Source organism: Serratia sp. HRI (assembly GCF_010119335.3).
GTDB lineage: Bacteria > Pseudomonadota > Gammaproteobacteria > Enterobacterales > Enterobacteriaceae > Serratia > Serratia nevei.
Genome location: NZ_CP083690.1, coordinates 3,983,829 through 4,006,909 on the forward strand (window position 1 = coordinate 3,983,829; position 23,081 = coordinate 4,006,909).

Here is a 23,081-nt window from a genome sequence, read left to right on the forward strand (position 1 = left end):
TGTGAAAATCTTTGCAAAAAACCCCGTTTCGCTACGCGCTCTCGCTGAGTAGTCTGCATTGGTACACCAATTCTAGCGACCTGTCAGTCCAATTTTATCGGTGTACGAAAAAGAAAACAAAAAATAAATCATGGGGTTGTGATTGTCTGTCGGCCAATGCTACGGCGCCGACCCGTTTTCACCGTCCCGAGTTTGATAGCACAACGTACCCTACCAAAACGCGCGTCGCCGTCGCCGGCGGCCGCGGGGAGAGAACCGATGAGTGTGGAGATCAATCAGGCGGTCGCGCAGAGCGGCAGGCGCAAGTTCAAATCGCTGCGCTGGTGGATGCTGGCGCTGTTCTTGCTGGGCGTCACGGTCAACTACATCACCCGCAACTCGCTGGGCATTTTGGCGCCGGAGCTGAAAACCAGCCTGAACATGAGCACCGAGCAATATGCCTGGGTGGTGGCGTCATTCCAGCTGGCCTACACGGTGTTTCAGCCGATCTGCGGCTGGCTGATCGACGTTATCGGCCTGAAGATGGGCTTTCTGGTCTGCGCCGGCATTTGGGCTGTGGTATGCATGCTGCACGCCGGCGCCGGCAGCTGGCTGCAACTGGCCATTCTGCGTTTCTTCATGGGGGGCGCGGAGGCGGCGGCCACCCCGGCCAACGCCAAGGCGATCTCCGACTGGTTCCCGAAGCGGGAGCGGCCGATCGCCGCCGGCTGGGCGGGCGTCGGTTTCTCCATCGGCGCCATGCTGGCGCCGCCGATCATCGTTATCGCTCACGTCTCCTTCGGCTGGCAGGGCGCATTCCTGTTCTCCGGCGGGCTGGCGCTGATTTGGGTGGTGCTGTGGTGGCTGTTCTACCACTCGCCGCAGCAGCACCCGAACCTCAGCCAGCAAGAGCTGGATCTGATCCGCGAAGACAACGAGCCGGTGCTGCCGAAGCTGCCGTTCCTCACCTCGCTGGCCAGCCTGTGCAAGAACAAGAAGTTCTACGGCATCGCCATCCCGGCCTTTCTCGCCGAACCGGCCTGGGCGGTCTTCAGCTTCTGGGTGCCGCTGTACCTGGCTACCGAACGCGGCATGGATCTGAAACAGATTGCGATGTTCGCCTGGTTACCGTTCCTGGCGGCGGATATCGGCAGCGTCGCCAGCGGCTATCTCACCACCCTGTACCGCAAATGGTTCGGCTGCAGCCGCGTCAACTCGGTGGTCGCCAGCTCGGTGACCGGCGCTTTCCTGATGGTGTCGCTGGCGTTCGTGGCGATCACCCAAGATCCCTATGTGGCGATCGCGCTGATCTCGATCGGCGGCTTCGGCCACCAGGTGATCTCCTGCATGCTCAGCGCCTTGGTGGTGGAATCGTTCGATAAAAACCAGATGGCGACGGTCAACGGCATGCGCGGCTCCAGCGCCTGGATCGCCAGCTTCCTGTTCACGCTGCTGATCGGCGCGGTATCCGACACCGTCGGCTTCAACCCGCTGTTCATCGCCATGGGTTTCTTTGACCTGATCGGCGCCCTGTTCCTGATTGCCCTGATCGCCGAACGCGGCGGTAAGAAAACACCTTCACACAGCTAAGTGGAATGCTTATGAAAACCTTGAAAAACTGGACGCTGGCGGCGCAGCATGCCGACCACGTTGAGCTGCTGGTCGATGAACGCCACCGTTTCTGCCTGTACGTGCTGGAAAACGATCTGTTCCGCGTGCTGATCAAACGTGAGGGCGAGCTGGCGCTGGATCGCACCTGGAGCATCGCGCCGCAGGAGGATGTGCCCTGGGAGGGGCGCGATCGGCTCAGCGTCGCCGGCTTCAGCCTGCCGGGCTATCAGCTGCGCCAGGAGGGCGAGCGGCTGGTGGTCAGCACGCCGCGGCTGCGCGTAACGGTGCATCAGCCGCTGTGGTTGGCGTGGGAGTATTGTAACGCCGCCGGCGAGTGGCGGCCCTTGGCGGCGGATCGGCCGACCAGCGCCTACCTGCTCAATGCGCACGGCGACGGCGTGGCGCACTACCAGCGCCGTTTCGCCGATGAGCGTTATTACGGCCTGGGGGAGAAAGCCGGCGATCTGGAGCGCACCGGCCGCCGCTTCGAGATGCGTAACCTGGACGCCATGGGTTACAACGCCGCCAGCACCGATCCGCTGTACAAACACATTCCGTTTACCATCACCCGTGGGCCGGAGGCGAGCTTCGGCCTGTTCTACGACAACCTGAGCAGCTGCTGGCTGGATCTGGGCAACGAGATCGACAACTACCATACGGCCTATCGCCGCTATCAGGCCGAAGCGGGCGATCTGGATTACTACCTGTTCCTCGGGCCGAAGGTAGTGGACGTCACCAAGGCCTTCGTGCGCCTGACCGGCCGCACCCACTTCGGGCCGAAGTGGAGCCTCGGCTACAGCGGCTCGACCATGCACTACACCGACGCGCCGGACGCCCAGCAGCAGCTGCAGCAGTTCATCGCGCTGTGCCGCCAACACGCCATCCCCTGCGACTCCTTCCAGCTGTCGTCGGGCTACACCTCAATCAACAACAAGCGCTACGTGTTCAACTGGAACTACGACAAGGTGCCGCAGCCCAAGCAATTGAGCCAGGCGTTTCACGACGCCGGCCTCAGGCTGGCGGCCAACATCAAACCGTGTCTGCTGCAGGATCACCCGCAGTATCAGGCGGTGGCGGCGCAGGGGCTGTTTATCCGCGATTCGCAAAGTGACGCGCCCGAGCGCTCCAGCTTCTGGGACGACGAGGGATCGCACCTCGACTTCACCAACCCGGCGGCGGTGCGCTGGTGGCAGCAGGGCGTCACGCAGCAGCTGCTGGAGATGGGCATCGACTCGACCTGGAACGACAACAACGAGTACGAAGTGTGGGACGGCGAAGCGCGCTGCCACGGCTTCGGGCGGCCGATCGCCATCAAGCACATCCGCCCGGTGATGCCACTGCTGATGATGCGGGCCTCGATGGAGGCCCAGCAGCGCTTCGCGCCGCAGAAGCGCCCGTACCTGATCTCGCGCTCCGGCTGCGCCGGCATGCAGCGCTATGTGCAGACCTGGAGCGGCGACAACCGCACCAGCTGGCAGACGCTGCGCTACAACATCCGCATGGGGCTGGGCATGAGCCTGTCCGGGCTGTATAACCTCGGCCACGACGTCGGCGGCTTCTCCGGCGACAAACCGGATGCGGAGCTGCTGGTGCGCTGGGTGCAAAACGGCGTGATGCATCCGCGTTTCACCATTCATTCCTGGAACGACGACGCCACGGTCAACGAGCCCTGGATGTACCCGGCCGCCACCCCGGCGGTGCGCGAGGCGATCAACCTGCGTTACCGGCTGCTGCCGTATTTCTACACCCTGTTGTGGCAGGCCTGCGCCGACGATGAACCGATGCTGCGCCCGACCTTCCTCGATCATGAACAGGATGCGCGCACCTTCGGCGAGAACGACGATTTTCTGATCGGCCGCGATCTGCTGGTGGCCAGCGTGGTGGAACCGGGGCAGCGCCGGCGTTCGGTGTATCTGCCGGACAACGGCGAAGGTTGGTACTGCTTCTACAGCGGCCAATGGTTCGGCGGCGGCCAAACGGTGACGCTGGCGGCGCCGCTGGAGCGCCTGCCGCTGCTGGTGCGCGCCGGGGCGGCGCTGCCGCTGTCGCAGCGGCTGGCGCATGTGGACGTGGCCGCCGACGATCGGCGCGAGCTGCGGCTGTTTCCGCTCAAGGGCTGCGGCGCAAGCAGCGGGCTGCTGTTTGAGGACGACGGTGAAAGCGACGGCTGGCGGCAGGGCGATGCGCTGTGGCTGCGCTGGGAAATGCGCTGCGACAATCAGCGCATCATGCTGGATATCACGACGGAAGGGCGTTTCCGCCCGGCCTGGCGCACGCTGACGCTCAGCCTGCCGGAAGGCGAAACGCGCGTACTGTGGGTGAACGGCGAACCGGGCGAGCGTTTTACGCTGGAGTAGGGGTTACTCGGCCGCGCGTTTCTTGCGCGGCTTTTTGGCGACGGTGATGGTTTTCACCTCGCTTTCCACCCAGCCATCCTGCAGGCGGGTTTTCAGCAGTTCGCCGACCTGCGCCTGTTTGGTGGTTTTCAGCAGCTCGCCGCGCGGGGTTTGCGTCACGCTGTAGCCGCGCGCCAGCGTCGCCAGCGGGCTGACGGTCTCCAGCTGGCTGCAGGCCACGCCGAAGCGCTGGCGGTAGGCGTTGAGCTGCCGCTCCATCGCCTGCTGCAGGCGGTATTCCTGCTGCTGTACGCGCTGTTGGTAGCGGTGAATGCGGCCCTGCGGCTGCACCTGCGCCAGCCGCTGCTGGGCGCGTTCACTGCGGCGGGCGGCCAGGCGCAGCTGTTGCTGCATGCCGTCTTCCATCCGGCGCTGCAGCTTGAACAGCAGCGTCTGCTGGCGCGCCAGGCGCAGATGCGGATGCTGCTGCTGTAAACGGTGGTGAATGCGGGTGAACTGCTGCTGGCGCTGTGCCAGGTAGTAATCCATCGCCATCTCCAGCCGCTGCTGCTGCGATTGCAGCTGGCGCAACAGCTCAAGCTGATTGCGGCTGACCAGTTCGGCGGCGGCGGAAGGGGTCGGCGCGCGCAGATCGGCGACGAAATCGGCGATGGTGACGTCGGTTTCATGGCCGACGGCGCTGACGATCGGAATGCGGCTGGCGAAGATCGCCCGCGCCACGCGTTCGTCGTTGAAGCTCCACAGATCCTCCAACGAACCGCCGCCGCGGCCGACGATCAGCACGTCGCATTCGTCGCGGCGGTTGGCGGTCTCGATGGCGCGCACGATCTGCATCGGCGCTTCCGCGCCCTGCACCGAGGTGGGGTAGATGACGATCGGCAGCGACGGATCGCGCCGCTGCAATACCTGCAGAATATCGTGCAGCGCCGCGCCGCTGGCGGAGGTGATCACCCCGACGCGTTTGGCCGGAGAGGGCAGCGGCTGCTTGAATTGTTGATCGAACAGCCCTTCGGCGCTCAGGCGCTGTTTCAACTGCTCGAACTGTTGCTGCAGCAGGCCGTCGCCGGCGGGCTGCATGCTCTCGGCGATCAGCTGGTAGTCGCCGCGCGGTTCATACAGCGTGATGCTGGCGCGCACCAGGACCTGCTGGCCGTTTTGCGGCCGGAAGGTGACGCGGCGGTTGCTGTTGCGGAACATCGCGCAGCGCACCTGGGCGCGGTCGTCTTTCAGCGTGAAATACCAGTGGCCGGAGGCGGGCTGGGAGAGGTTGGAGATCTCGGCGGAGAGCCAAATCTGCCCCATTTCCATTTCCAGCAGTTGGCGAACCGTCTGATTGAGGCGGCTTACGGTAAAAATGGAAGGCGAAACAGGTAGCGACATGTGACCCAGATCAAATTTCAAAACAATCACTTAATTGGTCGATACTACATGGCTGAAAAAGGTAATCAAGACTTTTTGTAAGAAAGTGCTGGAGGCAACCGATTCCGCTCTGTATAATGCCGCGGCAATATTTTATCTTTTTCACAGCCCACCCTGGTGAGATATTGCCCATGCTACGTATCGCTAAAGAAGCTCTGACGTTTGACGACGTCCTCCTGGTTCCAGCCCACTCCACGGTTCTGCCTAACACCGCAGAGCTCGGCACTCAACTGACCAAAACCATCCGCCTGAACATCCCTATGCTGTCCGCAGCCATGGATACCGTTACCGAATCCGGCCTGGCCATCGCGCTGGCGCAGGAAGGCGGCCTGGGCTTCATCCACAAAAACATGTCCATCGAGCGCCAGGCTGAAGAAGTCAGCCGCGTGAAGAAGCATGAAAGCGGCGTAGTCACCGACCCGCAGACCGTTACCCCGGCCACCACGCTGCAGGAAGTGAAAGAGCTGACCGCGCGCAACGGCTTCGCCGGTTACCCGGTCGTCACCGAAGACAACGAGCTGGTCGGCATCATCACCGGCCGCGACGTGCGCTTCGTGACCGATCTGACCCAGCCGGTCACCGCGGTCATGACGCCGAAAGATCGCCTGGTCACCGTGAAAGAAGGTGAAGCGCGCGATGTGGTGCTGCAGAAGATGCACGAAAAGCGCGTAGAAAAAGCGCTGGTGGTGGACGACAGCTTCCACCTGCTGGGCATGATTACCGTTAAAGACTTCCAGAAAGCGGAACGCAAACCGAACGCCTGTAAAGACGAGCACGGCCGTCTGCGCGTAGGCGCGGCGGTCGGCGCCGGCGCCGGCAACGAAGAGCGCGTTGACGCGCTGGTGGCGGCAGGCGTTGACGTCCTGCTGATCGACTCCTCGCACGGCCACTCCGAAGGCGTGTTGCAGCGCATCCGCGAAACCCGCGCCAAATACCCGGATCTGCAGATCGTCGGCGGCAACGTCGCGACCGCAGCGGGCGCCAAAGCGCTGGCTGAAGCCGGCGTGAGCGCGGTGAAAGTCGGTATCGGCCCTGGCTCTATCTGCACCACCCGCATCGTGACCGGTGTGGGCGTACCGCAGATCACCGCCATCGCCGACGCGGTGGAAGCGCTGGAAGGCACCGGCATCCCGGTTATCGCCGACGGCGGCATCCGCTTCTCCGGCGACATCGCCAAAGCGATCGCCGCGGGCGCATCCTGCGTGATGGTCGGCTCCATGCTGGCGGGCACCGAAGAATCCCCGGGCGAAATCGAGCTGTATCAGGGCCGTTCGTTCAAATCTTACCGCGGCATGGGCTCGCTGGGCGCGATGTCCAAAGGCTCTTCCGATCGTTACTTCCAGACCGATAACGCCGCCGACAAACTGGTGCCGGAAGGTATCGAAGGCCGCGTCGCCTATAAAGGCATGCTGAAAGCCATCGTGCACCAGCAGATGGGCGGCCTGCGCTCCTGCATGGGCCTGACCGGCTGCGCCACCATCGACGATCTGCGCACCAAAGCGGAGTTCGTGCGCATCAGCGGCGCCGGCATTCAGGAAAGCCACGTGCACGACGTGACCATCACCAAAGAGTCGCCGAACTACCGCATGGGCTAATGCCTTAACCTCTCCTGAGTGAGAGGCCGGGGTGGGGCGTTAAGCCCCATCCCGAAACACACATTTTCGCTCTTTTTCTCTTGTTGCTGGAATTCGCCTCAATGACACAAAATATCCATAAGCATCGCATCCTGATACTGGACTTCGGTTCGCAATACACCCAACTGGTCGCCCGCCGCGTGCGCGAAATCGGCGTTTACTGCGAACTGTGGGCCTGGGACGTTAGCGAAGAGCAGATCCGCGAATTCAACCCAAGCGGCATTATCCTCTCCGGCGGCCCGGAAAGCACCACCGAAGCCGGCAGCCCGCGCGCCCCGGACTACGTGTTCAACGCCGGCGTGCCGGTGCTGGGCGTGTGCTACGGCATGCAGACCATGGCGATGCAGCTGGGTGGCCATGTGCAGGGCTCCAACGAACGTGAGTTCGGCTACGCGCAGGTGGAAATCGTCAAAGAGAGCGCGCTGCTGCGCGACATCGAAGACGCCATCAGCCCGGCCGGCAAACCGCTGCTGGACGTGTGGATGAGCCACGGCGACAAAGTGACCGCGATCCCGTCCGACTTCGTGACCGTCGCCAGCACCGACACCTGCCCGTTCGCCATTATGGCCAACGAAGAAAAACGCTTCTACGGCGTGCAGTTCCACCCGGAAGTGACCCACACCCGTCAGGGCCAGCGCATGCTGGAGCGTTTCGTACTGGACATCTGCCAGTGTGAAGCCCTGTGGACCCCGGCCACCATCATCGAAGATGCGGTCGAGCGCATCCGCGAGCAGGTGGGTGAAGACCACGTGATCCTCGGCCTGTCCGGCGGCGTAGACTCCTCCGTGACCGCGATGCTGCTGCACCGCGCCATCGGCAAACGCCTGACCTGCGTGTTCGTCGACAACGGCCTGCTGCGCCTGAACGAAGCCAAGCAGGTGATGGAAATGTTCGGCGACCACTTCGGCCTGAACATCGTGCACGTCGAGGCGGAAAATCGCTTCCTGACCGCACTGGCGGGCGTGGACGAGCCGGAAGCCAAGCGTAAAATCATCGGCCGCGTGTTCGTTGAAGTGTTCGACGAAGAAGCCTGCAAGCAAGAGCAGGTGAAATGGCTGGCGCAGGGCACCATCTATCCGGACGTGATCGAATCCGCCGCTTCCGCCACCGGCAAAGCGCACGTGATCAAGTCGCACCACAACGTGGGCGGCCTGCCGAAAGAGATGAAGCTGGGCCTGGTCGAGCCGCTGAAAGAGCTGTTCAAAGACGAAGTGCGCAAAATTGGCCTGGAGCTGGGCCTGCCGTACGACATGCTGTTCCGTCACCCGTTCCCGGGCCCGGGTCTGGGCGTGCGCGTGCTGGGCGAAGTGAAGAAAGAGTACTGCGATCTGCTGCGCCGCGCCGACGCCATCTTCATCGAAGAGCTGCACAAAGCCGACCTGTACAACAAAGTCAGCCAGGCGTTCACCGTGTTCCTGCCGGTGCGTTCGGTCGGCGTGATGGGCGACGGCCGCAAATACGACTGGGTGGTCTCCCTGCGTGCGGTAGAAACCATCGACTTCATGACCGCGCACTGGGCGCACCTGCCGTATGACTTCCTCGGCCGCGTCTCCAACCGCATCATCAACGAAGTGGACGGCATCTCCCGCGTGGTGTACGACATCAGCGGCAAGCCGCCGGCGACGATCGAGTGGGAATGATTTCGCGTCCGGCATAGACTGGCGTCAGTGAACCGCACATGAGAACCAAACCCGCTTAACGGCGGGTTTTTTTATGCCCGATGTTTGGCGCCCTGTGCCGTAGACGGCCTCCGATCCGAAAGGAGGGCTGGGTTGAGAGAGGCGCGAATGGAGAGGACAGCCCGCGCGGAGCTGCCTGCGCTTTGCTTACGGCTCATTTCCTGAGGCGCGGCGTTTTCCATCTCGGCTTTGCGCCTATCCGCAGAATGGTATTCTGCAACTACGCGCACTTCGCCGGTGCGATGATGTCATCGGATAACGGGGCTTTATTCACCGTATCCGCCGGGCAGCGGCATTAAAATGAATTGCCGTATTGAGGCGCGTCAACTCATCGGCATCGGGCGATGGCGTAGCTAATTAATCCTCTGCGAAAATTAAAGGACTCCGTGCGCCCTTTTATGGGATTTTTCTGAAAGACTTGGTCTGACGAATAAATATATCAGAAAGATGCGGTGAATTAGTCTATTTCTTATTTTATAAATCTTTCCTTCTGTTTTTATTGGGGAAATCAGCGGTTTCATTGTTTTTAATAACCCTGCTCAAGGGCGATTCCTACGTTTTATCGGCATTCATTGTTTGGGATTGAAATTCTAATTATATGATTTTTCTTATCTTTTAATTATTGTCGTAACATAAAGTGCGAACTGTGTAATTATCTGGAATTTGATATTTTCTAAGCTATCTACATAGGCTACTCTAAATGTAAGGGTATTAAAATGCACCGCCGAGAGGGAGGCAAACGATTTATCAACGGATGCCAGGATATGCTTTCTTTTGACTGCTTAGTTGCACAACGTCAGGGTGGATATTGGTCAAGATGAAAGAGACAGGAAAAGCCTTCACTAGGGAAAAGCTTTATAAGAATTATACCAATAACGTCACAAGGAGTGTGTCTACCAAAAAAGAAGTATCTCTTTGTTAATCAACTATAAAAGGTTCATCGTTTTTCACATTCTAATCCTAATTGCATGATTGCGGCAGCGCTTTGTTTTTCATTTTAATGGATAACAGCCCAATGAGCAGGTTGTCTGAGGGTGGGTTTTGTTAGGGCATGGATGTCATTATGAGTTACCAGCATAGTATTGTGGTCGAGCTAGTTAATTTGATCGAGATGAATATACAGCATGATCTCTCGATAGAAAAGTTATCGGATTTGTCTGGTTATTCGAAATGGCACTTGCAAAGAATGTTTCAGCGTTATACGGGAATGAAAATAGCGACGTATATCAGAAATAGGCGTCTGAGCAAGTCTGCCGTCATGCTCAAACAGTCTGATTTAAAAGTATTGGAAGTGGCTACTGCTATCGGCTTTAGCTCCCAGCAGGCTTTTAGCCGCGCCTTTCAACGCTTTTTCGGTGAAAGCCCAAAGGACTTTAGAACGAGCCAGGAATGGGACTTTTCCAAACATCTCCCTCCCTTTTTAATACAAAATCCGTCAGCATATCATTTTATCGAAATGCCCAAGAACATATACCTGATTAAGGGATATAAGTTTTTTCTCTATCATTCGATGAATGCTTCCAGCTCTGGAGGAGAGGAACGACAGAAATACGGCAGCCGCACAGGGAAAAATACCGATACGTTAATGCGCACGGTAAAGTTGGCTTCATCCGGTTGGGAAGTAACGCTCAGCAAAGGGTACTACGAGACACGCAATCTGACGTTGATAAGGGGGCAGTATTTATTGTTCGAGTTTAACGGCAGGTTGAACGAATACCTGGTTTTTTTTGACAGCATCTATGACGCCTATCTTCCTTTGCTTGGTGTGCGAATAAGAAACGGCTTTTTAATTGAGTTGCATAAAGAAAAGAATTTTCAATACGCGGAAATTAACGTCAAGGTGTTGATTTATATTGGTAAGTCTTGACGCTATTCGGGCAGTAAAACAGAGGGATTATCCCAAGGAAAAGGAGGTGCTTATCAGGGTGATTAATTAGCGCTCGGGCTGTTGCCGTTTTTATCTCTATCGATTTTAATTTTAAAAGGAAGTCAGTTATGACTGGTTCTAGTTTGAACACGTTCCCTGTGGGCTATGAGTATGTCAATTTTGTTAATTGGTCAAAAGAAATCTCCGGCAATCATATTCTGACCTGCTATCCAAAAAATACGGATGAGCTCTTGGCCGTAATTAACTGGGCGCATGAGAATAAATATTGCGTGCGTCCGGTTGGCATCAAGCACAACTGGTCCCCGCTCGTTATTGCAAACGGGGAGGATAACAGCAATGTCGTGCTGATCGACCTCACCAGGAAATTCAAAAACATCTCAATCAATAAAGTGGGAGAGCATGGATACGTCACCGCGCAAACGGGGGTGACAATGCAGGCTTTGCTCACTGAATTAGAAAAAAAGAAACTCGGCTTTTACGCGACGCCGGCGCCTGGCGATCTGACCCTGGGCGGCGTGCTCGCCATCGGCGGCCATGGAACCTGCGTCCCGGCAAAAGATGAGCCTCTGGCTGAGTTTGCCAGCTTTGGTTCCGTGAGCAATAGCGTGGTGTCGCTAAAAGCTGTCGTCTGGGATCAGGCGCGGTCGAAGTATGAATTAAAGGAGTTTACGCGTGATAATGCGGAGAGCTCGGCATTCCTGGTGCATGTCGGCCGGGCTTTTATCAGCGAAGTGACGTTGCAGGTGCCGCGCAACCGGCGTTTACGCTGTCAAAGTTATGTTAATGTCACCGCGGCGGATCTTTTTTCCACTGCGAGCACGACAAAAAATACCTTCAGCCATTTCTTGGATCTGTGCGGGCGCGTTGAAGTCATCTGGTTCCCGTTCACGGAAAAACCATGGCTGAAAGTGTGGAAGCAAGAAGACAGCTTCCCAAAAGTGTCAAAACCGGTTAATGGTCCATTTAACTATCCGTTCTCGGATAATTTGCCGGTTAAAATTTCCGATATCATTAAAAAAATCAATAATGGCCACCCGGAGCTGACCCCGACACTCGGCAAGGCGCAGATGGAGTTGGTCAGCATTGGTTTAGGGGCCACCGTGTCGGCGGATCTGTGGGGGTGGAGCAAGGATCTGCTGTTGTATGTGAAGCCGACAACGCTGCGCGTGACGGCCAATGGTTACGCGATAATCACGAAGCGGAGCAATATTCAAAACGTATTGCACGATTTCACGAAAAAATATGAAGAAATGGTGGCCGATTACCAGCGCAAGAATTCATTTCCGATGAATGGCCCGATTGAAATTCGCGTCACCGGATTGGACAGTGCAAAAGAGAGCGCGGTGGCCAATGCCATTGCTCCCGATCTTTCGGCTATTCGTCCCGTTGAATCCCATCCGGAATGGGATGTCGCGATCTGGTTGGATATTCTGACCATGCCCGATACGCCGGATGCCAATAAATTTTACAGTGAAATGGAAAAATGGATTTTTAGCCACTATGCGGGCGACTATGCGACGGTTCGCGTAGAGTGGAGTAAAGGCTGGGGTTATACGTCACAGGCAGCGTGGCAGGATAAAACCGTACTCGAAGTAAACATTCCGCGCAGCTTTAATGCCGGGGCAGGGAACAATGACAGTTGGAATCATGCCTGCAACGTGCTGAATAAGTACGATCCGCACAACGTGTTCTCCTCTCCATTGACCAAAGCGGTTTTCAAACAGAAGAGTTAGTGAGTGCGTAATTGAAATAACCACCTGATTGGGCAGGTGGTTAGCATCATTAACCTTTCAGAGGGAGCCGCTTGTTTTCAAGCACCCCATTCTTTCTCGTAATGATATTCGATACGGCTTGCATCCCCGCCCAGCAGGGAGCCTACGGCTGCAACGCTTTTAAATGCCGCATAGCCAAGCGAGTCCGCGACATTATGAACGGCGCCCAAGCCAAAACCGATCGCGTTGAACCCTTGGCCTACGGAAGAGATCAATCGGGTATTAAGCGCATCATTGGCCAATTTTACGGTATCAATGATAACATCGCCGGCAAATCCTGATACAAAGCTTGCCGTATCGGAAATAATCCCCGCACCAGAAACGATTTCGATCTCTGCAGTATTTAGCTCTTTCATAGTAAATCCTTTCAACTTTATCCCTATGCCTCAGGAACGAAACGTAAAGCGTTTCGCCGCTTAATTCTCGCAGCCTTTGTGAATGACAGCTTGATGAGAATACGCTTAGATTAAAGAGGTCGGCGTTGAAATATGCAACTCATAACGCCGTCGTTAATATTGGTGTCGCACTTTTTGTGACGTTTCAGCAGTTTTGTGGTTTTTTAAGATTATTATTACTTGTGGGTTTTGCCAACAAAGACTAAATCTAAATAAGCGCCGTATTGGGCCATGGAAAAGATAAAAATGAACGGTGTCGCTATATATGGAGAGGTCAGAATTTGTTTAGGGAAGAGGCCTTATCGCACAGTCGTTCTAAATGGGCAGGAAAAGCATTGTTAATTGCAGGGTTGCCGGCCTGGGTCATCGCGGGCATTTCACTTTCATTCGTTTCTGTACTGATCATTTTCGTGACCTATGGCGGTTATACCCGGCGTATCAGCGTGGGCGGAGAGGTCACGACGCTGCCAAGATCGGTCAACATATTTGCTACTCAGCAGGGATTCATTGCGCAACGCTTTGTCAATGTGGGCGATCAGGTAAAAAAAGGGCAGCATCTTTATCAGATAGACGTCAGCAGGGTGACGGATTCCGGCACTGTCAGCGCAAGCACGCGGCAGGCGATAGAAAATCAACTGGCGCAGGTCGATAGCATCATCGCCAAATTGGAGGCGAACAAGAAAACGACCCTGGTCAATCTGCAAGCGCAGATTGACCAATATAAACTGGCGCACAGCCAGTCCAAACAGATGGTCGAGAATTCACGCAACGGCGTTAACTTCATGCGCGAAACCATGAAAAATTACGATGAGTATCGCAGTAAGGGGCTCATTAATCGGGATCAGCTGAATAACCAGGTTTACCTCTACTATCAGCAGCAGAGTACGTTCCACAGTCTCTATAACCAAAGCATTCAAGAGTCTTTGCAGATAACTAACCTGAATAGCGATCTCGCGACAAGAGCGTCCGATTTCGATAATCAAATCTCACAATATCAATTTCAGCGCAATGATCTCCTGCGGCAGCTGGCCGAAGCGGACGCCAGCGGCTCGTTGATTGTCAATGCGCCGGCGGACGGGCGCGTTGAATCGCTCAGCGTGACGCCTGGGCAAATGGTCAATACGGGAGACAGCCTGGCGCAATTAATCCCCAGTAATCATGCCATCTATTATTTGGTTTTATGGTTGCCCAACAGCAGCGTGCCTTACGTGAGCCGAGGCGATCACATCAACGTTCGCTATGACGCCTTTCCGTATGAAAAATTTGGTCAGTTTCCCGGCGTGATCGAAAGCATCGCTTATGTTCCCGCATCGATTCAGGAAATGTCCACTTACAGCAGTTCGCCAACTCGACAATCGGCTGAACTGGTTGAGTCGTACTACAAAGTGCTGGTGGCTATCGATAACACGCAGTTTGGCTATCAGGGAAAGAAGCTGAACCTTTCAAGCGGCATGAAGGCGCAAGCCACGCTTTTCCTGGAGAAAAGACCCATCTACCAATGGATGTTCGCGCCATTTTATGACATGAAAAACAGTGTGTCGGGGCCACTTCGTGAATAAAGTTTATGAGAATATCGTTGGCAAGCTGAACCTGTCGCTCAGAAGAAAAGTGCCGCAGGTCTTGCAAACGGAGGCCGCCGAATGCGGGCTGGCCAGTTTAGCGATGGTGTGCGGCTATTACGGCATGCACATCGATATGCTGTCGATGCGCCAGAAGTTTGATATCTCGGCCCGCGGTGCCACCCTGAGCTCGCTGATCGCGATCGCCGAGAATCTCAATTTGAAAACGCGGGCTTTATCCTTGAGCCTGGATGAGATTCATCAGGTGAAAAGGCCCTGCATATTGCACTGGGATATGAATCACTTTGTGGTCCTGGTCAACATTCGCGGTGGGCGGATAACCCTGCACGATCCGGCATTTGGCCGCCGGGTTATCGGCCTGCAGGAGTTTTCCCTTCATTTTACCGGAATCGCTTTAGAGGTATGGCCAAGCAGTGAATTCACGCCTGTGGTGCAGAAAAATCGCCTGCACTTTAGAAAACTGCTCAGCAATGTCACCGGTCTTAAAAGCGCGCTGGTAAAAATTTTCGCGCTGTCGCTGGTCATTGAGGCCGTCAACCTGCTGATGCCCGTCGGGACTCAGTTGGTGATGGACCACGTCATCCAGGCCGGTGACCATAATTTATTGGTCATTATTTGCGTCGGTTTACTGTTTTTTATCTTGTTCCGCACCTGCGTTTCGATGTTTCGCTCATGGATCTCCATCGTGATGGGCGCGCTGATCGATATACAGTGGAAATCAGGGTTGTTTGATCATCTGATGAAGCTCCCGCTTGCCTATTTTGAAAAGCGCAAGCTGGGTGATATTCAATCGCGCTTTGGCTCGTTGGACGCCATTCGCACCACGTTTACCACCAGTATCGTTTCCAGCATCATTGATGGCATCATGTCGGTCGGCGTATTTATCATGATGTTCATGTACGGTGGCTGGCTGGTGTGGGTAGCCTCCGGCTTTACGGTGTTATATGTTCTGCTGCGCCTTTCGACCTATCGCTATTATCGGCAAGCCTCCGAGGAGCAATTGGTGAAGTCGGCGAAAGCCAGCTCACATTTTATGGAGACGCTGTACAGCATCGCGACGCTGAAGTCGTTGGGGTTGGCGGGAACGCGTTCGCAGTTCTGGTTAAATTTAAATATCGATACGGCAAACGCTAATATTCGGGTGACGAAGCTCGATATGTTCTTTGGCGGCGTGAATGCGTTTCTTGCGGCCTGCGATCAAATCGTTATTTTGTGGTTAGGCGCGTCTTTAGTGATCGACAGTCAAATGACATTAGGCATGTTTGTCGCCTTTAATGCCTATCGGGGGCAATTCTCCGATCGCGCGTCAAATCTTATCGATATGGTAATCCGGCTGCGAATGCTGAATTTGCATAATGAAAGGCTGGCGGACATCGTGCTTTCTACGACAGAGGAAGAAAAGCCCTATCGCAAGATATGCAATCCCAACGAGGCGGTGACTTTTGAAGTGCGCGATCTACTTTATCAATATGACAGCCTTTCGCGCCCAGTGATCCCCGGGCTCAGCCTGCAGATCGCAGCGGGAGAAAGCGTGGCGATCGTCGGGCCTTCAGGCGTCGGCAAAACCACGTTGATGAAGCTGATGTGCGGGCTGTTGGAACCGACGGAAGGGCGCTTGTTTATCAACGGCATTAACATTCATGATATCGGCATTAATAATTATCGGGAGTGCATCGCATGTGTATTGCAAGAAGATAAACTGCTTGCCGGTTCAATTGCCGAGAACATATGCAGTTTTGATGCTCATCCCGATACGGAATTTATCGTTGAATGCGCCAAGCATTGCAATATTCACGACGATATTATGAAAATGCCGATGGGATATGAAACGTTGGTGGGCGAATTGGGGGGCAGCCTTTCCGGCGGGCAAAAACAGCGAGTTCTTATCGCCCGCGCGTTATATCGAAGGCCCAGTATTCTGTTTATGGACGAAGCCACCAGTCATTTGGATCTGGACAATGAAAAAAGAGTGAGCGAAGCCATATCCTCGTTGAAAATGACCCGCGTTATCATTGCTCATCGGCCATCGACGATTTCATCGGCAGATCGGGTAATTACATTGCAACCTGGAAATACAATGGTGTAATTGTTTGATGAAAGATAAAATTTTATATTTATTTCATCTTTAATTAAGATTTTCGTTATTGAATTAATGTATTGGGCGTCTTATACCTAAAGCGTGAACCAACGGTTCATAAAAAGCAGTCTTTTTTAATTGATTCTTTTTAGTGAATGGAGATGAAAAATGAGAGAATTAAACTCAACAGAAGTTCAGCAGGTGAACGGCGCAACGATTGGCCTGGGTCTGGCTATTATCGGCAAGGTTGTTAACAGCTGGGGAAACGCGTGGAATAATGCCTGGGGCGGTTGCACGCCAAAACCGCCGGTATGTAAACCTGAGCCGCCGGTCTGCAAACCAGAACCGCCTAAATGCGATTAATCGTATTTAGATAACGCCACGTAAAATGCGGCAGGCTTAATGTTTTATTCATTGAGCCTGCCTTATTGCTGGCGGATAACCTGCGCTATCTGCGTAGTTAACTTGCCCCCCACTGCGTCAGCAGCGCATGCAGCCTGGCCGGCTCCAGCGGTTTGCGCAGCACCAGATAGCCTTCCTGCTCGGCCTCTTGCAATATCTGCGAGTTGAACTCGCCGCTGACCATGGCGCCGCTCACGTCCGGCAGGCGTTCGAACAGCGCTTTGAGGATGTCGAAACCGCTCTCGCCGGAACGCAGGCGCTGGTCGCACAGCACGGCGAACGGCGTAAAGCCGTCGTTGACGATGGCGAAGGCTTCCTCGGCGGAGGCCGCGCAGCGCACGGTGATGCCCCAGGTGCTCATCAGGCTCTCCCAGGCGGAGGTCACCAAGGGATCGTCGTCCACCACCAGGCAGGCGCCGCGCAGCGGCGCATAGCGGATGGGCGTGGCGGTGTTATCGTAGGCGGCCGCGGTTTCCGGCGCTTTGTCTTCGCCGATGTATTGCGTGAAGCGCATCCAGAAGCGTGAGCCTTTGCCTTCGACGGAGTGCATGCCGTACTTCACCTTCATCAGCTTGGCGCAGCGCGCCACCACCGCCAGCCCCAGCCCGTGGCCGGCGCTGTCGATTTTCCACGCCAGCTCGGGGCGGTAGTAAGGGGAGAAGATTTTGCTTTTCTCTTCGTCGGCGATGCCCACGCCGGTGTCCCACACTTCCACCAGGCACTCGGCGCCGCGCGGGCGGATGGCGATCAGCACGCCGCCCTGTTGCGTGTAGCGCAGGGCGTTTTGGATCAGGTTAATCAACGATTGCCGCACCAGCAGCGGGTCGCCCATCACGCTGATGCGCCGTTTGGGCCGCCAGGTGCGCAGCGCCAGGGCGCGGCTGTTGGCCTCTTCGCGGAACAGGGTGATCACCGAGTCGAGCAGGGCGCCGATATCCACATGGGTGGCGGCGGTGCGCACGTTGCCGGATTCGATCTTGCTGAGATCGAGCAGTGAATTGAACATCAAATGCACCGAACGCACGCTCTGCTGCAGATCCAGCAGCTGCGGCGTCAGGCTGTCGTCGCGGTTTTTGTGGATGATGGCTTCGATCAGAAAGCCCATGGCGTGCACCGGCTGGCGCAGATCGTGGCTGGCGGTGGTCAGGAACTGGTTCTTGTCCAGCAGCGCCTGTTCCGCTTCCTCTTTAGCCTGGCGGAACTGCTCCGCCAGGCGCGAGCTTTGTTCCTCGAGCAACGCCTGCTGAATAAAGAACGCATGTGAGGTTAACGCGTGGCGGTAAATGGCGAAGCCGTACAGCAAGTTCAGCATCAGCACGATGAACATCACGTCTTCCAGCCGGCAGATGATGCCGAGGTTCAGCAGCCCCCAGGAAGCGAAGAAAAAGCGGGTAAAGGTGCTGATAACCGGCGTCAGATGCGTTGCGTTGGCGGCGACGATCGCGGCGATGCTGATATTGAGCAGCAGAAAAAAGTCAAAGTTATGGGTCTGCGGCGTAATTAAATAGAGTGATGAGATCCCCAACCCGTGAATAAACGCCACCTTATTAATGCGCGGCAGCCAGCGGCGCAGCACGGCGTTTTCATCATTTTCTTTGGCCTCATGCAGGTAGCGGCGGTGCCATATTCGGATCGCCACGGCGCATAGCAGGTAAACGATGATCCAGGTAATGGTTGGGCCGAGTTCATCACCCAGCAAATAAATCCAGATGGCGAACGGGATGCCGACGAAAGGCACGGCGGTGAAACTGAACACCAGCCGCATGAAGGTGTTGTCCAGCAGGCGGATCTGCGCGCGTGGGGAGATACCATCATTTTGTAAATTCTGGAAAAACCTCATGACGACGGATCCCGTTTGCCGTGCAACAGCGTGATGGCCTCTACCCGGCTGTTGACGCCGATCTTTTTCAATATATTGCTGATATGTTCTTTGACGGTAGGTTCGGAAATAGAGAGTTGCGTCGCGATTCTTTTATTTGGTAAGCCGCGCAACATCATGGTTAATACGTCGATTTGTCTCGGCGTTAAATTGAATTTATTTAAATGGTCATGGCTGCTTTTAATAGCGCATTCATTTCCCTCCGGGAACCACTCCTGATTATTGTTTAGCGCAAAAACCGCCCTGGCGAATAATTCAGGTGGCTCGTTTTTTAATACGAATCCGTGCCCGCCGGCAGTGTGCACTTTCTGCCAGATATCGTTATTCTCGTCGCCGCTGACCACTAAAATCCGTACCTGCGGATAACGCTGTTTTACTTCTTTGAGTAATATCAATGCGGTACCGGAGGAGAGCCAGAAATCGATCACCAGTAATCGCGGTGGGCCATTTTCCCTAATATGACGGTAGCAATTCTCTTCATTGGTCACCACATGCGCCTGTTTGAATCGGCAATGCGTGCTGAGAAAATTAGCGATGCCGCTTGCTACCAATGGATGGTCATCAACGACCAACGCATAATCCTGCCCCAAAGGATTCTCCTTTCGCCTTCACAGTTCAGATAAGTCTGATGAATTATTATCAACCCTCCCTACTTTAGGAGGGTTTTTTCGTTTAGGAAAGGGAAATATATTATTCGAGGATTTGGATAAGAGAAAACATAAAGCCAATCGATAATTTTAACTGATTGGTTATAAAGGATAATTTATGAAGAAACCACTTATTGCTTTAACCGTGACGATGATGATAGCCGGTTGTTCCACCCTGAAAACCGATCAGGCCATTCCACTGCTGCAGGCGGAAACCGCCAAAATGTTGGGCCTGGGCTCATCGGACGAAATTACCGTGACCAACGTCAATGGCGCGCAGCCGGATGCGCTGGGCGGCCAAAAACTTTCATATCGCGCCACCACGGAAAAAGGCCGTATTTTCGATTGCTCGTCGCTGATGATGCCGGGAATTTTAGGTTCGTCGCCGTCGTTGAGCGCGCCGACCTGTACGCCGGTGGTCACGCATAAATAATTTGCTTTGGGGGCGGTATTTCCGCTTCCTGGTTTTCCATCGTCGGAGCGTCAGCGCCGGGGGGCAATAAGCTTTTGCTTCGACGATCACTAAACCGGCGTGCGCGAAATAACGCCTCACATTTCCTCTAGCGCAGTGAGTTTACCCATAACAATAAATTTCGCGCCATCATGCCAACGAGTACGGAGATAGCCCGTGAATGACAAGACATCGCACCCTTTAGCGGTTAAAACACCGCTTTCCAAACTTTACCTCGCTCTATTTTCCGCGCCGCTGCTGATGCTGGCACCCGCCGATATCGCTCGCGCAGACGATGCTATTTTTGACGGCGACTCAAAAATTACCGAATCATTGGCCTACACCGGGGACGTTTACGTCGGCCGCAATCAAAGCGGCAATCTGCTGATCGAGAATGGCAAGATCAGCGCCTATAACATCAATATCGGCCGGATGTTCAACGGCCAAATTCATGACAGCCTGGTCACGGTTCGCGGGCCGAACGCTGAGCTGAACGCGGTGAACGATCAGTTCGTGCTGCGCGGCGGCCTGAATCTGGGGCGGGGCACCCTGCGGGTTGAAGACGGCGCGCTGGCCAGCGCAAAAGAGATCGTGGTCGGCACCACGCGCGGCTATGACAGCCACCTGATCGCCACCGGCGCCGGTTCCCGCGTCACCAGCAATTTTCTCAGTGTCGGCACCGACTTAGGGGCGCGATCCACGCTGGCGATTGAAGACGGCGCGGTGTTGAATACCGCCTTTGACGCGCGCATCGGTAATGGCAGCGGGCCGGGCGAGACCGATACGCTGAGCCCGAAGGCCACGGTCACAGGGGCCAATTCCCAATGGAACGTTGGCCGCGCGCTCACGCTTTACGGCGATCTGGACGTGCTGAACGGCGGCGCGGTCAACGTCGGTAATATTCAGGTGGCGGGCGTCTCCGGCGCGCGTAAAACCGCCGAGCTGACGATCGCCGGCAGCGGCTCGCGCGTGACCAGCGGCAGCAGCGTCAACGTCGGTGATTACGGCAATGGCGTGTTGGCGGTCATGGATGGCGGAACATTCTCCGCCGGCGGCAACGAAGTGGTGCTGGGCAAGACCGGCTCCGGCTCGAACCGCGGCGCGCTGATTATCGGCAGCCGCGGCAATATGGATACCGGCACCGGGTTGACCGAGCCGACGCTCGGCGCGGCGGGCGCCGCAGGCACTATCGATGCCCAGACGGCGATCGCCCTGCGGGGCGGGCTGTTCGGCAGCTATGTGTACTTTAACCATACCGACGGCAATTACGTCTTCAGCAACAAGATGAGCGGCGAAGGTGAGGTGATCAACACCGCCGGGCACACGACGCTAAACGGCGATCTCACTGGGCTGCAGGCCAACGTTACCGCGCGTGGCGGTAAGCTCATCATCGCCAGCGATATCAATACCCAGAAAGAAGACGATATCTTCGAGATCCAAACCCTCAGCGCCGAAAACGGCGGCACGCTGATCCTCAACGCGACGGCGGGTTCCGACGTCAATAACGGGCAGGGCTACAGCAGCGCCGCGTCGATCAAGGCCGGTGGCACATTGGGCGGCAACGGCACGCTGGGCCAGACCGAGATCCAGTCCGGCGGCCATATCTCGCCCGGCGACGGCAATATCGGCACGCTGACGCTGAAACGCTACCTGAATTTTATCGGCGAATCCTTCTATGACGTCGATATCGCCGGCGACGGCCGCAGCGATCAGTTGCTGGTGGCGGGCAAAACCACCATCAGCGATCGGGCCAAGGTGCAGGTCACGGCGCTGGATCCGCAAACCAGCTATAAAACCGGCCAGAGCTACCGCATTCTGACCTCGGACGGCGGCATTGACGGCCAATTCGCGGCGGCGGTCTCCAAGTCTGCCTTCCTCGATGTGGCGTTGAACCACAGCCCCAACGCCGTGGATCTGACCATCGCGCAGAAAGACACGGGCGGTGAAAACCCTGGCGGCGAGAATCCGGGTGGGGAAAACCCAGGCGGTGAGAATCCAGGGGGCGAGAATCCGGGTGGGGAAAACCCTGGCGGTGAAAATCCGGGGGGCGAGAATCCGGGCGGGGAAAACCCAGGCGGTGAAAATCCGGGGGGCGAGAACCCAGGCAGCGGCAAGCCGGGCATTTTCCAAACGGTGGCCGAGAGCGGCAACCAGTGGAATACCGCCGGTGCGCTCTCGACGTTGGCACAAAGCGGCCCTTCGCTGGCGCTGTACAACTCGCTGCTGCTGCTGAGCGCGCCGGAAGCGCGCGAGGCGTTCAATCAGCTGTCCGGCGAAGTCTATCCGTCGATGCAGTCTAACCTGATCGCCGGCAGCACCCAGCTGTTCAACGTACTGAACCAGCGCATGCTGCGCCTGTTCGACAACGACAGCCTGCCGATACCGCCGTTGGCGATGTCGCTGGTGCAACCGGCGCAGGCGCAAAACAGCGGCGTCTGGGGGCAGACCTTCAGTTCCTGGGGCAGAAACAGCGGCAACGGCAACGTGGGCAAGCTGGATGGTAACACCACCGGCTTCCTGTTGGGGGCGGATCGCAAGCTGGCGGACCATAACGTGCGCATCGGCGGCTACTTCGGTTACAGCCGCGGTGACTACGACGTCGACAGCCGCCGTTCCAAGGCCGATACCGACAACTACCACCTCGGCCTGTATGCGGCGGGGCAGCAGGATGCGTTCTCGCTGCGCGGCGCGCTGGGTTACACCTGGCACAAGATCGAAGGCAAGCGCAACGTCGATTTCAGCGGCTTCTCGGATCGGCTGAAGTCGGATTACGACGCCAACTCGCTGCTGGCGTTCACCGAAGCGGGTTACCGTTTCGGCCAGCCGGAGATGAACGTCGAACCGTTCATTAACCTGAGCTACATCCGCCTGCATACCGACAGCTTCCAGGAGTCGGGTGGCGCGGCGGCGCTGAGCGTGCGCAATGAAACGATGAACACCTTCTACTCCACGCTCGGGGTGCGCGGCGTGACCGAGCTGCCGAAGAACGTCAGCCTCTACGGCTCGCTCGGCTGGCAGCACGCCTACGGCGATAAGAACACCTCATCGCGCATGGCGTTTGCCGGCAGTGACGCGTTCGTCACTCAGGGCCAGGCCGTGGATGACAACGTGATGGTGGGCGATATCGGCGTGAGCGTGAAACTGTCGCGCGCCGCGACGCTGGATGTCGGCTATCAGGGGCAATTCGGCGCCGATACCCGCGTTAATTCGGTCAACGCCAACCTGCGCTGGTCGTTCTGATTTTTCCTCTAGACTTCTCTGGTACTTGCAGGCCCGCTTGATGCGGGCCTTTTTTATGGTGAACATTAAGT

The 23,081-nt window shown here is 56.3% G+C and carries 15 protein-coding genes; 11 read left to right on the forward strand and 4 right to left on the reverse strand.

The window, feature by feature from the left end; translation table 11 throughout:
• Nucleotides 1–258 precede the first annotated feature (258 nt).
• Nucleotides 259–1,569 (forward strand): MFS transporter, encoded by a 1,311-nt coding sequence (locus tag GF111_RS19100; protein ID WP_060435395.1) that lies wholly within the window; start codon nucleotides 259–261, stop codon nucleotides 1,567–1,569.
• 11 nt (nucleotides 1,570–1,580) lie between these two features.
• Nucleotides 1,581–3,947, forward strand: a complete 2,367-nt coding sequence (locus GF111_RS19105; protein WP_047730080.1) for a TIM-barrel domain-containing protein — start codon at nucleotides 1,581–1,583, stop codon at nucleotides 3,945–3,947.
• 3 nt (nucleotides 3,948–3,950) lie between these two features.
• On the opposite strand, the gene xseA is transcribed toward GF111_RS19105, so the two are convergent.
• Complete coding sequence (gene xseA, locus GF111_RS19110) at nucleotides 3,951–5,327, reverse strand: exodeoxyribonuclease VII large subunit (RefSeq protein ID WP_147191273.1); 1,377 nt, start codon at nucleotides 5,325–5,327, stop codon at nucleotides 3,951–3,953.
• Between the two features lie 170 nt (nucleotides 5,328–5,497).
• Here xseA and guaB point away from each other — a divergent pair, with 170 nt between their 5' ends.
• The 4 genes from guaB (at nucleotide 5,498) to GF111_RS19130 (ending at nucleotide 12,300) form a co-directional block, all read left to right on the forward strand.
• Nucleotides 5,498–6,961, forward strand: coding sequence for an IMP dehydrogenase (gene guaB / locus GF111_RS19115; protein ID WP_004941460.1), 1,464 nt, complete (start codon nucleotides 5,498–5,500; stop codon nucleotides 6,959–6,961).
• Between the two features lie 101 nt (nucleotides 6,962–7,062).
• A complete protein-coding gene (guaA, locus tag GF111_RS19120) occupies nucleotides 7,063–8,640 on the forward strand; it encodes a glutamine-hydrolyzing GMP synthase (RefSeq protein WP_016929743.1) in 1,578 nt (525 codons plus the stop codon).
• A gap of 1,102 nt (nucleotides 8,641–9,742) precedes the next feature.
• Nucleotides 9,743–10,546 carry a helix-turn-helix domain-containing protein gene (locus GF111_RS19125; RefSeq protein WP_162419941.1) on the forward strand — a complete coding sequence of 268 codons (804 nt, stop codon included), beginning with the start codon at nucleotides 9,743–9,745 and terminating at the stop codon, nucleotides 10,544–10,546.
• A gap of 128 nt (nucleotides 10,547–10,674) precedes the next feature.
• Nucleotides 10,675–12,300, forward strand: a complete 1,626-nt coding sequence (locus GF111_RS19130; protein ID WP_224217746.1) for a cholesterol oxidase substrate-binding domain-containing protein — start codon at nucleotides 10,675–10,677, stop codon at nucleotides 12,298–12,300.
• 77 nt (nucleotides 12,301–12,377) lie between these two features.
• On the opposite strand, the gene GF111_RS19135 is transcribed toward GF111_RS19130, so the two are convergent.
• Nucleotides 12,378–12,695 carry a hypothetical protein gene (locus tag GF111_RS19135; RefSeq protein WP_079007635.1) on the reverse strand — a complete coding sequence of 106 codons (318 nt, stop codon included), beginning with the start codon at nucleotides 12,693–12,695 and terminating at the stop codon, nucleotides 12,378–12,380.
• Between the two features lie 320 nt (nucleotides 12,696–13,015).
• On the opposite strand from GF111_RS19135, the gene GF111_RS19140 reads away from it, so the two are divergent.
• The 3 genes from GF111_RS19140 to GF111_RS19150 all read left to right on the forward strand — a co-directional run bounded on the left by GF111_RS19140 (nucleotide 13,016) and on the right by GF111_RS19150 (nucleotide 16,754).
• A complete protein-coding gene (locus tag GF111_RS19140; protein ID WP_033644082.1) occupies nucleotides 13,016–14,293 on the forward strand; it encodes an HlyD family secretion protein in 1,278 nt (425 codons plus the stop codon).
• Nucleotides 14,286–16,400, forward strand: coding sequence for a peptidase domain-containing ABC transporter (locus tag GF111_RS19145; protein ID WP_047730082.1), 2,115 nt, complete (start codon nucleotides 14,286–14,288; stop codon nucleotides 16,398–16,400). The genes GF111_RS19140 and GF111_RS19145 overlap by 8 nt, the downstream gene beginning before the upstream one ends.
• Nucleotides 16,401–16,559: 159 nt before the next feature.
• A complete protein-coding gene (locus tag GF111_RS19150; RefSeq protein WP_127897174.1) occupies nucleotides 16,560–16,754 on the forward strand; it encodes a hypothetical protein in 195 nt (64 codons plus the stop codon).
• Nucleotides 16,755–16,851: 97 nt separating this feature from the next.
• Here GF111_RS19150 and GF111_RS19155 read toward each other — a convergent pair whose 3' ends face one another.
• Nucleotides 16,852–18,633, reverse strand: a complete 1,782-nt coding sequence (locus GF111_RS19155; RefSeq protein WP_147191632.1) for a hybrid sensor histidine kinase/response regulator — start codon at nucleotides 18,631–18,633, stop codon at nucleotides 16,852–16,854.
• Nucleotides 18,630–19,262 (reverse strand): response regulator transcription factor, encoded by a 633-nt coding sequence (locus GF111_RS19160; RefSeq protein WP_055316295.1) that lies wholly within the window; start codon nucleotides 19,260–19,262, stop codon nucleotides 18,630–18,632. Before GF111_RS19160 ends, GF111_RS19155 begins: the two co-directional genes overlap by 4 nt.
• A gap of 175 nt (nucleotides 19,263–19,437) precedes the next feature.
• Between GF111_RS19160 and GF111_RS19165 the strand changes: the two genes are divergently transcribed.
• Nucleotides 19,438–19,752 carry a hypothetical protein gene (locus GF111_RS19165; RefSeq protein ID WP_025303891.1) on the forward strand — a complete coding sequence of 105 codons (315 nt, stop codon included), beginning with the start codon at nucleotides 19,438–19,440 and terminating at the stop codon, nucleotides 19,750–19,752.
• A 195-nt stretch (nucleotides 19,753–19,947) separates the two neighbouring features.
• Entirely contained in the window at nucleotides 19,948–23,010 is a 3,063-nt protein-coding gene (locus GF111_RS19170; RefSeq protein ID WP_147191630.1) for an autotransporter domain-containing protein, read from the forward strand.
• Nucleotides 23,011–23,081: the final 71 nt, after the last annotated feature.